The sequence below is a fragment of the Planctobacterium marinum genome, assembly GCF_020687805.1.
Taxonomy (GTDB): Bacteria; Pseudomonadota; Gammaproteobacteria; order Enterobacterales; family Alteromonadaceae; genus Planctobacterium; species Planctobacterium marinum.
The window spans coordinates 654,072-667,496 of the sequence record NZ_JAJEWQ010000003.1; the positions used below are offsets into that span (position 1 = coordinate 654,072).

The following is a 13,425-nucleotide window of genomic DNA, read 5'->3' on the forward strand; positions in this document are numbered from 1 at the left end:
TAACTAGAAAGCGGGTTTTGCTGAACGTAAAAACTTTTGCAATGCAAATTCGTCGAGCATGTTTTGTTCCTGTCGGTTCAGTTTTGCCTGCAGGGCTCTGGCGTTTTTGTCCAGTAACATCTCAACCGCTTTGCGTTTTTTTTGTTGTTCCAGCCACAACTGCTTTCGTTGTTCCGCAGCTTTTTTAGCATCATGAATAATTTGCTGTTGCTGTGCGCAAGCTCTGTCGAGTTTAGTAATAAAGGACTGATGATGAGAAAAAGACAAGGCTTCCAGACCATTGGCGGCCTTTTCCTGAATTTTCTTAAAGTAATCCAGTCGATATTGCATTAACCCATCTAATCTTTCCTGATTTTGTAATACGTAAGCCTGAGCTTTTTGAAAATCAGACGCGGCTTTTTCTTCTTTTTCGGTTTCCCATTTAGCGACCATTTGCAGTTGCTTCGTCATCAGGCTTTAGCTCCAAATTTCTGTGCTAACTGCACCATACCGGTCAGGCTCTCATCATAGGGGATGATATCCTTCATACCCTGTTGCAGAAAAAGATTGATCACAGGCTCGGCCTTGATTGCCAGATCTATTCGAGGATCCGTCCCTCTGTTGTAGGCACCAATACTGATTAGATCCCGATTTTGTTGATAGGTAGAATATACCTGCCTGATACGACGCGCCGTCTGCAGATGTTCCTCGCTGACCACTTGTGGCATTACCCGACTAATAGAAGATTCAACATCTATGGCTGGATAATGACCAGAATCAGCCAGGGTTCGGGATAATACGATATGCCCGTCCAAAATGGCACGGGCTGCATCTGCTATCGGATCCTGCAAGTCATCGCCTTCGGTCAGCACTGTATAAAACCCGGTAATTGACCCCTGGTTTTCGGCACCATTCCCCGCTCTTTCTACCAGCGCTGGCAATCTGGCGAATACCGAGGGTGGGTACCCTTTAGTTGCCGGTGGCTCACCTACCGCCAGCGCAATTTCCCGTTGGGCCATGGCATACCTCGTCAATGAGTCAATCAACAGCAAGACGTTCATACCCTGATCGCGAAAATACTCAGCGATACTCACGGCCGTTTCACAGCCTTTTAAACGCATTAAGGGAGATGTATCTGCCGGCGCGGCTACCACGACAGATTTATGGCGCTCTTCTTCGCCCAGAATCTCATGAATAAACTCTTTCACTTCCCGGCCCCGTTCACCCACCAGGCCAACCACCACCACATCGGCCGTGGTTCCTCGCGTCATCATGCCCATCAAGACACTTTTACCAACACCACTACCGGCAAACAGGCCCATTCGCTGTCCCATGCCCACCGTTATCATTGCGTTAATTGAGCGAACACCAACGTCCATGGGTTGTTTAATGGGTTTACGGATTAGCGGATTCATGGGAGGTCGCGTAAAAGGCACATATTCCGTGGTTTTTAGGGCACCTAAGCCATCGATAGGATGACCGTTGCCATCCACCACACGACCCAACAATCCCATACCCACTGCGATACCTTGCTGACGCGCCAATGGTTGAACCCGGGAACCTGGTACTATGCCTTTTACAGCTTCGGTAGGCATCAAATATGTAACGCTGTCACCAAAGCCCACCACTTCTGCTTCAATCTCGCCGTCTATTGTCTGTACCAGACACTGACTGCCCACCGGCAACTGGCAACCAACGGCTTCCAGAGTCAATCCGATGCCACGTACCAGTTTGCCCGCGGCCACTGTCGTTGATTGTGGTACCTGTGATTGCAGTTCTTTAATTTTGGAAAGAATTCGTTGCGTCATAGCATCCGGCCGGAAAATTATTTGGTCTCTCTTTCTTTGAGGCCCTGTTCTAATAAAAACTTGTCCAGGGTTTCCCTTACCCGGCGTTCGATGGAAATATCGACCGCATTAGAATCCGTTACTATTTCGCAGCCGCCTTGTGACTGGCTAACACTTTCCACCAGAATCCAGTTGTGCTGCTGAATTTCTTCATCGGAAAAATGTTGTTTAACCAGTGTCAGATCCTCCGGATGCAGGTGTATCTGGTAGCCATTTTCTCTGACCGGTAACACCTTGAGGCCAGACTTCAATGCTTCGAAAATGACGTTATCATTGAGCTGTACTTCCGTGCGTATCACAGAGCGAGCCAATGCCACGGCCAGTTGTGTCAATTCTTTTTCAAGTTCAGTTTCCACTAAAGATAAGGGTTCTTGTAGCGAAGCATTGAGTGACTGCCAGGCCTGCATTTGCTGCTGAATAATGTCGCGCCCTTCCTGCAAACCTTCATTAAGACCCTGCTCATAACCTTGCTTTTGGCCTTCTTCAATACCTTTGGCAAGGCCCTCTTCATGACCTTTCAACTGACCTTCGTCCAGTCCCTGTAAAAAACCTTCTTCGTAAGCTGCCTTGCGGATGGCTTCTATTTCTTCTGCCGTAGGAGGTAGAATTTCTTCCTCCTCTTCCGGTGGCTCCCACTTCCAGTCAGATGTTTTATTGAAAGCGTTACTTTCACTCTTAAACCTGGGCGACGGATCTTCTACATAAGGAATATCAAAGGCTTTAAATTCCTCATTTTGTTTATCATCAACAAAATCAACCATCTCACACCACCACTAATTGATTACAGGAACTCTTCGCCGCCACCGCCGCCAAGCATAATTTCACCGGCGTCAGCCAACCTCCTGGCCACAGACAGGATTTCTTTTTGTGCCGTTTCCACTTCGCTTATCCGTACAGGCCCCAAGGCTTCCAGGTCGTCCAGTAACATTTCTGCGGCACGTTTTGACATATTGCTGGCAATTTTATCACGCAAGCCCTCATCGGCACCTTTGATAGCTTTGATCAGTACGTCTTGCTGAACTTCACGCAAGATCGACTGAATAGCCCGGTCATCAACATCTGCCAGGTTATCAAAGACGAACATCAAATCCTGAATTTGTTGGCTCATTTCCTCATCCTGTTCACGGATGGCATCCATTAACTGGCCTTCGATGTTGGTATCCAGGTAGTTCATGATATCTGCGGCAGATTTCAGGCCGCCCATTTTGGCTGCCTGGGTACCGGCCTGGCCGGCAAATTGTTTCTCCATAATTTCGTTTAACTCCTGCAATGCAGCTGGCTGTACTTCTTCCAGGTTGGCAATACGCATCATCAAATCCAGACGAACTTTTTCCGGGAACTGCGACAAAATTTCGGCAGATTGTTCGGGATCCAGATAGGCCAATACAATGGTTTGGATCTGCGGGTGCTCGTTCCGGATAATGCCGGCCACCTGTTTGGAATCCATCCACTTGAGTGAATCCAGACCTTTCGCACCACCACCCACTAATATCTGATCTATCAGGTTGGCAGCTTTAACTTCACCCAAGGCAGCCGTCAGGGCTTTCTTCACAAAGTCATGACTGTGGAAACCAATGGTACTGTAGTTTTGAATCTCTTCGATAAAGTGCTTATGGACTGCGGTGATCCTCCCCTGGGTCATGTCATCCATGGTGGCCATGGCCTGACCCAATTTTTGAACCTGCTTAGGCTCCATGTGTTTCAGGATTTGCGCCGCGTCTTCCTCTGAGAGGCTGAGAAGCAAGATTGCTGCTTTCTCTACCCCTTCCAGCTTACCAACGTCGTAGCCAATATCTTCTGCTTCTTCAGCCATAACTTATTCATCCAACATCAACCATCCGCGCACTACCTGCGCTGACAGTTCAGGTTCATTAGCAACCAATGCACGTACGGCTTTTAATACATCTTCATCTTTATGCAGGTCTGGTAACATCAAAGAACCATCTGCGGCAAAGCCTACTGCATCTTCATCAAACTCCTGAGTTAACATAGTGATGGTTTCATCACCCAAGTCAAGACTTTGATCCACATTGAACTCTTCTTGTTCAGTCGTGTCTTCTGGGTAAATCAGACGTTTCAACATTGGACGCACAATCGCCAGAATCAATACAATAATAATCAGACCACCCATTACTAACTTCAAGGCGCGCATTGCCCATGGTTGTTCCCATAATGGGATTTCTTTTTCCAGGCCTGTATCAATACGACTAAATGGAATGGTAACTATTTCCAGTGAATCACCACGGGTGACATCAAAACCGATACCACCCTGTAACAAGCGACGCAGATTTAACAACTCTTGTTGGGAGCGTGGTTCATTGGTTTCATTGCCTTCAGCATCAGTCGTATTTTTATAATCTACCGCAACCGACACACTCAGCCGACGAACAACGCCAGTTTGCTGCTTGGTGTGGCTGATGGTGGTGTCCAGCTCAAAATTACGTGTGGCTTCTTTATGGGTTCTGCCTGGCGAAGTTCTGGTGGAATTTGCACCGGCATTGTTCTGAGGAATATTGGCATCCAACGGAGGCTGATTGGTTAATGCGCCGGGTACACCGGCAATCATACTACCCACACTGTTTTCTTCTACCGTCATCTCACTGCGTACTGCCGGTAAATCGGGGTTGTAACGTTTTTGGGTTTGCTCAGTGGAGGTAAAATCCATGCTGACATCCACCTGAGAGGTGTAGTTACCTAGACCTAAAACCGGGATCAAAATAGAATCAATTTTACCCTGATATTCCGCTTCACGCTGCTTAACGATTTCAAACTCTTTTCTGGAACGGGCGGAAATGGAATCCTGTGAACCCGAATTTAATAAGCGACCATTGCTGTCAGTTACCGTGACACGATCAGGATCAATAGTTTCTACCGCTGAAGCCACCATATCCACGATGGCATCCACTTCTTCACTGTTAAGAATCGCACCACGGCGCATAGTTATAACCACTGTGGCACTGCCGCGAGATTGTTTGCGGGCAAACACATTTTCACGAGGCATAGCCAACAAGACTTTGGCTTTATTGACGTTAGCCATGTCTTCGATTGTGCGGGCAATTTGTTGCTCACGGGCGTGTTTCAGGCGTTCCTTTTCAACGCGTTGACTAACACCAAACCCCATATCCTGCATAATAATGTCAGTACCGGAATTCGGAGCCTGAGATAAACCTTGTCTGGCTAAAGACAATTTAATGGCTTCATACTGGTCTTCCGGAACCAAAATCGTGTTGCCTTCCAACTGATAGGGGATCTGTGCTACATCTAAATGATCCAGCGTCTGGATCAGTTCATCAGTGGGAAGTTTCGCCAGCGGACGATAGTCCGGTTCTTGTGCCCAAATCACGATAAAGATGGCAATCGCCACACATATCACCAGGGCTACTACCAGGATAATCTGGCGCAACATATCTACGCTGCCCAAAGCATCCATAAAGCCGGATTTCTGTTCTGCCGATTCCAGGTCCAGGTTATCGCCTGGTACGGTTAAGTCTGTAGTTGCGTCAGCCATCTGTTATCGCTCCGTTATACCGGCATTTGCATAATTTGCTTGTAAGCTTCCATTACTTTATTGCGCACCTGCACGGTAGCCTCAAAAGCAATGCCTGATTTCTCTTTTGCCACCATAACATCCGCAAGACTAAGTGTGGTGTCACCCATTTCGAAACGGTTACCCATTTCTTTCGCGTGCAATTGCATGTTATTCACACCATTAATCGCTGAACTGAGCATGTCGGCAAAATTTTCACGGGAAGGATTGGTTTGCAAGTCTACAGAGGGCGTCAACTCAGTTTTCGTTTGAGCCGCCAACATTTGCATTTCTCTGTATAAGGAATCTGCTTTGATATCCATCACTCTCTCCAGGAATCTGTCACTTTGACAATTTCCCTTTGTAAAGCAATGATGATGCCAACAATGTTTTATTGTTATTTAACAGCTAGTTAGGCGTTGACATGGATAATTTTGACAGTGCTTCAGGCATGACAGGACCGCCAGTGACAGAAAAATGTCACCGGAGGTTTAGTTATGTAAATAGGTGTTTTATCAAGCCGGTAGGTCGATACCCATTTCCCGCATTTTTGCCAGTTTGTAGCGTAAGGTTCTGGGGCTAATTCCCAGCTTTTCGGCAACATCCTTGCGCTTGCCATTGCAGGAAATAAGCATTTCCAGAATGATTTGGTTTTCCTGGTGTTTAAGTTCCTGCCCCAGCAGGTCGCTACTTTGCGGTTCCGACTCTGCAGAGGAAGCTATCTCTATGTCATGAATATGATTGTCCAGCATCAGTTCGTGCTCTGTGATGAGGTTTCCGTCACAGAGAATTAAGGCTCTTTGAATCACATTCTCCAGCTCCCTGACATTTCCCGGCCAGGGATGTAGCAATAGCTTTTGCCTGGCGGCAAAGCTGATATCCGGTATCCGGTACCCCTGGCGCAGTGCATGGCGCTCTACCAGGTGTTCCGCCAATGGTACAATATCCCCAACTCGCTCATTAAGCGGTAACCAGTGCAGCGGAAATACATTCAGTCGATAATAAAGATCTTCCCTAAACAAACCGTTTTGTACCGACTGCATTAGGTCCCGGTTACTGGTGGCGATCACACGCACATCCAGTTTTATGGTCTTACGACTGCCTAAGCGCTCTACTTCTCGCTCCTGCAAGACCCGCAACAATTTGGCCTGCAACCCTAAATCCATTTCGGTCACTTCATCCAGCATAATAGTACCTTGCTGGGCTTGCTCAAATTTACCGATCGAGGTTTGTAGAGCACCAGTAAAAGCGCCTTTTTCGTATCCGAACAAGGTAGCTTCCAGCATGTTTTCAGGAATAGCGGCACAGTTAATTGCTACAAATGGGCCGTCTGCCCTGCTACTTTGTTCGTGGATGTAGCGCCCCAACACCTCTTTACCCGAACCACTGGGTCCTAACACCATCACAGTAGCATCTGTTTTCGCCACTCTTTGTGCTAGTTGCAACAGGCGCTGACTGGACTCGTCACCCACTACCGGCTTGAAGCCATCTTCTGACTGGGCCGGTGCATATCGGGCAATAAGGTTTAACAACACATCCGGCTCAAAAGGCTTAGCGATGTAATCTGTTGCCCCGGATTGCATCGCCGTTACCGCGTCGTCAATTTGAGCGTAGGCCGTCATCAAAATGACAGGGAGGTTTGGAAACTTGTTTCTCACTACCTGTAATAACTGAATACCGGACATACCGGTCATCTGTATATCACTGACGATAAGATCGACTTTAACTTCATTAATGCGAGAAATGGCTGTTTCTGCGCATTCACAGACAACAACTTTATAACCACCTAACTCAAGCGTATCGTAGAGTGCTTCCCGTAATCCCTGGTCGTCTTCCACCAGCATTACACATTTCTGGTTCATGCGAATTCTCCTGCCATATTCACGGAGCCTGTTGTCTCAGATAGTTCTGATTGGTCTGATTGCTTAAGACCATGCTCATTTGCTTTATTGCTTAGCAGCGCAACCGGGAAGCGCAACGTAAAAGTAGCGCCACCCGCATCATTATTTTTTGCTGTTACCTGACCTTTGTGACTGGTCATTACCGCCCTCACTACCGCCAGGCCAAGCCCTGTCCCCTGGGTTCGGGTGGTAAAAAAGGGTTCAAACAACTTTTCCCGATCTTTTACTGGTATTCCCGGCCCGTTGTCACAAACCGATAACGCCAACCAGGAGTCGTCTTGACTAAGGCCAATATCGATACTTGTAGCCCCCACCGATTGGGCGTTTTGCAGCAAATTATTTAGTGCGCCAGAAATCGCCGTTGAATTACCGAGGATTACATAATTGCCATTCGCGGAGTGGCAGTTAATCTTCAATTGCAGATCGGTTTTTTCTTCCAGGGTGTCACAGGAGAGTTGTTGGCAAAGTGTTATTAAGTCCACTTTTTCAATGATATTTTCAGCACCGCTTTTGGCAAACAGCAACATATCGTTAATTTGCTTTTCAAGGTCTTTAAGTCGGGTAATTAGCTTTTCACTAAATCGTGTCTGCCTGGTACAAGCCAATCCGGTAGATTGCAGGTTTCGCGCGTAAAGCAAAGCTGCTGACAAAGGGGTTCGCAATTGATGGGCCAGTGAAGCCATCATTTTCCCCAGCGAACTCAATCGGTGCATGTGGCTAACTTTGGTCTGCAAAGCACGGGTTTCAGTGAGGTCGGTCAGGTGAATAAGTTGCCCGGGGATACCGGGAATTTTGGATATGGAAAACTTCACTTTACGTCCGCTGACCAGCGACACTTCCAGGCCATCATCTTTTTGAGGCACAAAATAATGACGAATTACCTCTCGCCAGGGCATGGCGTGAATATCTTTCTGAAAAAGTTTCCTCGCGCCTTTATTCGCTAATTCCACAACCCCCAAGCGGTTGATAAACACGATCCCCGCCGGAATAGCCTGAAAGGCAGCACGTAACTCTTCTGACAGGCAGGCACCAGAATCAGATAAAGATTCAAATCTTAAATTACCGGCCTGACCGGACTGTTGAATATAACCTGACTGAATGTTGTTCACCTGCATGTCAAAAATAAGTCATCAATATGAATGACCATCCAATGCACAGGTTGTGCCAACTATTATTTATTTAAAATTCAGTAAGTTAGGGAAGGTTTCAGTTACTAACAAGTGGTAGTGTTTGTAAGTAACGGAGTCAATTTCTTGTCAATTCAGCAAAGCAACCCAGTTATCATAGCTGCTTGGCAATATTGTATTTACGCATTTTTTCTACCAAAGTGGTGCGACGCATGCCTAAAAACTCCGCCGAGCGGGCCACTACCCAATCATGCTGGTCCAACGCCTGAGTGATCATATTCACCTCAAGATCTGAGAGGTACTCCTTAAGATTTACCCCTTCTGCCGGTAAATCGGGGTCAATAAACCGTCCGTTTTCGACGGTTGTATCCACATCATCGTCGTAATCGTCTCCATCATCACTAAACAAACTGTTCAGAGCTTCGCGCTCCAACAATTCTTCAGGGTATTCAGGATTAAACTCTTCAACGGAAATGTGTTGATACTTGATGGGCAGATCTTTGACATCAACCACCTGGTTAGGGCAAAGGATGGTGAGTCGTTCTACCAGATTGGATAATTCACGTACGTTACCCGCCCACTTGTGCTCCATCAATGACGCCAGTGCTTCTTCAGTAAACTTGATGCTTTTGCTGGCTTCGTTTTCAAAGCGGGACACCAATTCCTGCATCAGCAGTGGTATATCTTCTTTTCTTTCTCTGAGTGCCGGGCTGTCGATTGGAAAAACGTTCAAGCGATAAAACAAGTCTTCACGAAACTTGCCAGCTTCTATCATATCTTCCAGATTGCGGTGAGTTGCCGCAATAATGCGCACATTACAAGGAATGGGTTTGGTACCGCCCACTCTTTCATAGGTTCTTTCCTGCAGCACACGTAACAGTTTCACCTGCATTTGCAGTGGCATGTCGCCAATTTCGTCTAAAAATAAGGTACCGCCCTCGGCCAGTTCAAAGCGGCCTTTACGGGAACTGACCGCGCCGGTAAATGCACCTTTTTCGTGACCAAACAATTCGCTTTCCAGTAATTCACCGGGAATAGCCCCACAGTTTACCGGAATAAACGGCCCTTCTTTGCGCTGCGACAAAAAGTGTACGTTTCTGGCTACCACTTCTTTACCTGTGCCGGACTCTCCCAGCACAAGCACATTGGCATCTGTAGGTGCAACCTGCTCTATCATCCGGCGTACATTCTGAATTTCCTGACTTTTACCCACCAGACTCCGAAATAGCTTGGTTTTTTGCGTGCTTTTGTTTTGTCCCGGCTTGCGTCGCACATATTCCTGACAGCGATGTAATAACTTGGTTAAAACAGGATAGGTAATGGGTTCTTCCAGTAAGCCCATAACATTAGGAATGGACACCAACTTTTCTGAGTTGCCTACAGCGATAAAAGGAAAGGCAGGAAATTTTTCAATAACATCGGACGCCAGCTCGCCGGCATCGCCATCAATCAGTACAGCATCTAATGCTGCTTCGCGTTTCAACGTTGCAATTGCCTGTTCGAAACTGGCCGTCTCAGATTGATCACCTAAAAAGCTGATCACGGTGGAAAGATTATTTCGTCTGGACTCTTGCGAACTTATAACCAGAATGCGACTCATTGAAAATCCGTAATACCGATAATGTTATTATTGCTTTTTGCCTAGTTTGCTTCTGATCGCGAAGACTTTCAAGTAAGTAGATGAAATATCTACATTATAAGCAACAAATTAAACAAAAAGACGAATAAAAAGCATACCCGCAGCACGTTTCCGGGACTATAAGACATAAGTATGATAAAGGCGCTGAACGCGCCTTTAAGGATTTGGGTTAGTAAATCAGCCGATGATTATCCCAATAAGGATAACACCTGACTTTGTTGCTGATTAGATTGCGCCTGCACCGCAATGTTAGCCTGACTCAGTATATTATTCGCTGCCAGATCAGATGCAGCCTGAGCAAAATCCGTATCCTGAATACGGCTGCGTGCAGCAGCTTCGTTTACCGTTGATTCGGTTAACTGGCGGGCGGTACTTTCAAAACGATTTTGAATCGCACCAAACTCAGCTCTGTTACTGCCGACAGTTTCAACAGCGTCATCAGCAGAGTCTAATGCTGCCTGAGCACCTGACTGAGTACTGATATCTGCACTTAAAATGCCAGATAAAGCACTGCCTAAATCACGGGTATTTACGCCAATAGTTTGACCGGCCTGAGAGCCCGACTGAAAATTAATGGTACTGTCAGCGGTAAATAGCTGATTGCCATTAAAGTCAGTATTCTCCAGGGTGCTACGGATATTATCCTGCAACTGGGTGACTTCTTGCTGCAACGCGCTGCGATCAGCATCTGTCAGTAAACCATTGCCCGCCTGAATCGACAGTTCCCGGATTCGGTTAACATCGTTTGTTACCCCGGATAAAGCCGCATCGCCAACCTGTGCCAGCGAAATACCATCGTATACATTATTTAACGCCTGCTGGTTACCGCCAATCTCACTGGTGAGACGGTCAATAATCTGCTGTGCCGCTGCACCATCAGACGCACTGTTAATCTGACGACCACTGGCCAGACGCTCTAAAAGATTGTTTTGTCGTTCCTGCACCTGCTGTAAAATCGAGTTGCCGGAATTATTTGAGACTATGCCTACCATACATACCTCCTATACCTCACAAGTAAGGATAGCAGAAAATGTTCATTTGTTAACCATAATTATTGTGAATAGGTTATCAATTTGAACATCACTGCAACTGAACCACTAAACAAATGTTGAATCAGTAAATTTCATACTTTTCAGCCAACTAGACTAAATTAAGGCCTAATAATAAAATCAGACTGAAGAACAACAAAATCATGTCGTTACAAAAATGTTGGCAAGCTCGAATATAAATAAATGAAAAAAGATAAAATTGCAGTTTTAGGTTTTGAGTATGTCGGCTTGCCACTTGCTGTTGCTCTTGCTGAAAAGTATTTCGTGACTGGTTTCGATATATCTTCCAGGCGAATAAAAGAGCTTACATCAGGGTTCGATAGAAACAGAGAATTGTCTGGAGCAGCTCTAAATAAAAGTTCCTTGCTTTTTATTCGAAATCTATCGGACCTGGCAACCTCAAACATATATATTGTAACTGTTCCAACCCCCATATACTCAGACCACAAACCTGACCTGACGTTTCTAAAACAAGCATCCATACTGGTCGGTAACTATTTACAAAAAGGGGACATGGTGATTTTTGAATCTACGGTGTACCCTGGTGTTACCGAATACGAATGTTTACCGCTTTCAGAGGAGCATTCACAATTGAGTGTTATTACTGAATGTGGTTTGGGCTACATTGCAAAACGGATTACTCCGAGTGACAAAGACATAAACTTTACAAATATTACCAAAGTCACATCTGGGGCAAAGCGAATTGACGCAATCTACAGCTACGTTATAACTGTTGGCACCCATTTAGCGCTTACGACCAAAGTAGCGGAAACTGCGAAAGTAATCGAAAACACTCAACGAAATTTAAATATTGTATTAGTCAACCAACTGGCCCAACTATTCGCCATATTGGAAATAGACGCAAAGTTAGTGCTTGATGCAGCTAAGACAAAATTGAGCTTTTTGCCATTTCAATCCGGCTTGGTAGGAAGTCATTACCTGGGTGTTGACCCTTATTATTTGTACCAAAAATCGGAAACGGTAGGGTATATACCCGATATAATATTAGCAGGTGGACGACTGAATGGTTGCGTGTAGAGTATGTGGCGCAACAGATAACAAAAAAATGAGTAAGCGAAAAATAACTTTGCACACAGGTAAGGTCCTTGTTCAAGGAAATCTCCCTGACATTCAGAAATCCAAAGTGATAGATACGGTGAAAGAACTGGAAAATTATGTCAGTTCAGTTTCAATATATGATCCTCTTGCCGATATAGAAGATGTGCAATCAAAATTCAACTTAACTGTTTTGGAAAAAACAGTGGATGCAGAGTTTGATGCACTGGTATTAGCGGTTACTCATGAAGAGCCGATACAAAATATTTACGAATTCGTTAACACTCTAAAATCAAAGTATTTGATATATGATCTGAAAGAAGTGTTACCTGAAAAATATACCGCAATGAGGTTGTGATGAAGAAATTTGCATTGATCGGTGCTGCAGGATATGTGGCCCCCCGACATATGAAGGCCATCAAAGAAACAGGCAATCAACTCGTTGCTTGCTTAGACCCTAATGACAGTGTTGGAATTATTGATTCATACTTTCCTGAAGCGTCTTTTTTCACTGAATTTGAACGATTTGACCGTCATATCGATAAGCGCAAACGCAATGAAGATGCGGTAGATATGATATCCATCTGTTCCCCAAATTACTTGCACGATTCCCACGTTCGCTTTGGGCTGCGTTCTGACTGCAATGTAATCTGTGAAAAACCGCTGGTACTAAATCCATGGAATATTGATGCGTTGCAAGAAATTGAGAAAGAAACCGGTAAACAGGTAAGCACTATTTTACAGTTGCGATTACATCCCAGTGTCATTGCCTTAAAACAAAAGTTAGCAGCCACAAAGCCAAACAAAAAACTCGATGTAGATCTGACATACATAACGTCCAGAGGTCAGTGGTATCATCGTTCATGGAAAGGTAATTTAGATAAGTCTGGTGGCATTGCCACCAATATCGGGGTGCATTTTTTTGATTTATTGCATCATTTATTCGGTCACGTACAAGACTGCCAACTACACATGTCTACCCCAACAACAGCTGCAGGATATCTGGAGTTCGAATTGGCTAGAGTTAGATGGTTTTTGTCTATTGATGTGAACTCATTACCCGCTGAAATTAGATTAAAAGGGCAACGCACATACAGAAGCCTTCAACTGAATAATGAAGAGTTCGAATTCTCCGGAGGCTTTACAGACTTGCACACCGAGAGCTATAAGCAAATTTTAAAAGGGAAATATTTTTCGTTAGAAGATAACCGTGTAGCAATTGAAACTGTCGCCAAAATTCGCAATATGCCATGCACCAGTAACCAACACTTTACTCATCCTTTTGCAGGAAACGGATAACC

At 45.4% G+C, this 13,425-nt stretch carries 13 protein-coding genes; 3 read left to right on the forward strand and 10 right to left on the reverse strand.

The features are described 5' to 3' along the window. Positions 1-3: 3 nt before the first annotated feature. The 10 genes from fliJ to LJ740_RS12630 all read right to left on the reverse strand — a co-directional run bounded on the left by fliJ (position 4) and on the right by LJ740_RS12630 (position 11,011). The gene (gene fliJ / locus LJ740_RS12585) at positions 4-450 is read right to left on the reverse strand and encodes a flagellar export protein FliJ (RefSeq protein WP_229529440.1); all 447 of its coding nucleotides are present in this window, start codon (positions 448-450) and stop codon (positions 4-6) included. Further along, a complete protein-coding gene (gene fliI / locus LJ740_RS12590) occupies positions 450-1,787 on the reverse strand; it encodes a flagellar protein export ATPase FliI (protein WP_229529441.1) in 1,338 nt (445 codons plus the stop codon). Before fliI ends, fliJ begins: the two co-directional genes overlap by 1 nt. Before the next feature lie 17 nt (positions 1,788-1,804). Beyond that, positions 1,805-2,587, reverse strand: a complete 783-nt coding sequence (gene fliH, locus LJ740_RS12595; RefSeq protein WP_229529442.1) for a flagellar assembly protein FliH — start codon at positions 2,585-2,587, stop codon at positions 1,805-1,807. 20 nt (positions 2,588-2,607) lie between these two features. Continuing rightward, positions 2,608-3,639: a flagellar motor switch protein FliG gene (gene fliG / locus LJ740_RS12600; RefSeq protein ID WP_229529443.1), complete on the reverse strand. Its 1,032-nt coding sequence runs from the start codon at positions 3,637-3,639 to the stop codon at positions 2,608-2,610. A gap of 3 nt (positions 3,640-3,642) precedes the next feature. Beyond that, positions 3,643-5,334, reverse strand: a complete 1,692-nt coding sequence (gene fliF / locus LJ740_RS12605; protein WP_229529444.1) for a flagellar basal-body MS-ring/collar protein FliF — start codon at positions 5,332-5,334, stop codon at positions 3,643-3,645. Positions 5,335-5,348: 14 nt separating this feature from the next. Continuing rightward, the gene (fliE, locus tag LJ740_RS12610) at positions 5,349-5,675 is read right to left on the reverse strand and encodes a flagellar hook-basal body complex protein FliE (protein ID WP_229529445.1); all 327 of its coding nucleotides are present in this window, start codon (positions 5,673-5,675) and stop codon (positions 5,349-5,351) included. A gap of 192 nt (positions 5,676-5,867) precedes the next feature. Next, positions 5,868-7,214 (reverse strand): sigma-54-dependent transcriptional regulator, encoded by a 1,347-nt coding sequence (locus LJ740_RS12615; RefSeq protein ID WP_229529446.1) that lies wholly within the window; start codon positions 7,212-7,214, stop codon positions 5,868-5,870. Then, complete coding sequence (locus tag LJ740_RS12620) at positions 7,211-8,368, reverse strand: sensor histidine kinase (protein ID WP_229529447.1); 1,158 nt, start codon at positions 8,366-8,368, stop codon at positions 7,211-7,213. The genes LJ740_RS12615 and LJ740_RS12620 overlap by 4 nt, the downstream gene beginning before the upstream one ends. Before the next feature lie 166 nt (positions 8,369-8,534). Continuing rightward, positions 8,535-9,980 (reverse strand): sigma-54 dependent transcriptional regulator, encoded by a 1,446-nt coding sequence (locus LJ740_RS12625; protein ID WP_229529448.1) that lies wholly within the window; start codon positions 9,978-9,980, stop codon positions 8,535-8,537. Positions 9,981-10,207: 227 nt separating this feature from the next. Then, positions 10,208-11,011 carry a flagellin N-terminal helical domain-containing protein gene (locus LJ740_RS12630; protein ID WP_229529449.1) on the reverse strand — a complete coding sequence of 268 codons (804 nt, stop codon included), beginning with the start codon at positions 11,009-11,011 and terminating at the stop codon, positions 10,208-10,210. A 240-nt stretch (positions 11,012-11,251) separates the two neighbouring features. Between LJ740_RS12630 and LJ740_RS12635 the strand changes: the two genes are divergently transcribed. The 3 genes from LJ740_RS12635 to LJ740_RS12645 are packed head-to-tail and all read left to right on the forward strand — an operon-like array spanning position 11,252 to position 13,423. After that, positions 11,252-12,106 carry a nucleotide sugar dehydrogenase gene (locus LJ740_RS12635; RefSeq protein ID WP_229529450.1) on the forward strand — a complete coding sequence of 285 codons (855 nt, stop codon included), beginning with the start codon at positions 11,252-11,254 and terminating at the stop codon, positions 12,104-12,106. A 28-nt stretch (positions 12,107-12,134) separates the two neighbouring features. Next, a complete protein-coding gene (locus tag LJ740_RS12640) occupies positions 12,135-12,482 on the forward strand; it encodes a UDP binding domain-containing protein (RefSeq protein WP_229529451.1) in 348 nt (115 codons plus the stop codon). Further along, positions 12,482-13,423: a Gfo/Idh/MocA family protein gene (locus LJ740_RS12645; protein WP_229529452.1), complete on the forward strand. Its 942-nt coding sequence runs from the start codon at positions 12,482-12,484 to the stop codon at positions 13,421-13,423. The genes LJ740_RS12640 and LJ740_RS12645 overlap by 1 nt, the downstream gene beginning before the upstream one ends. Positions 13,424-13,425 lie beyond the last annotated feature (2 nt).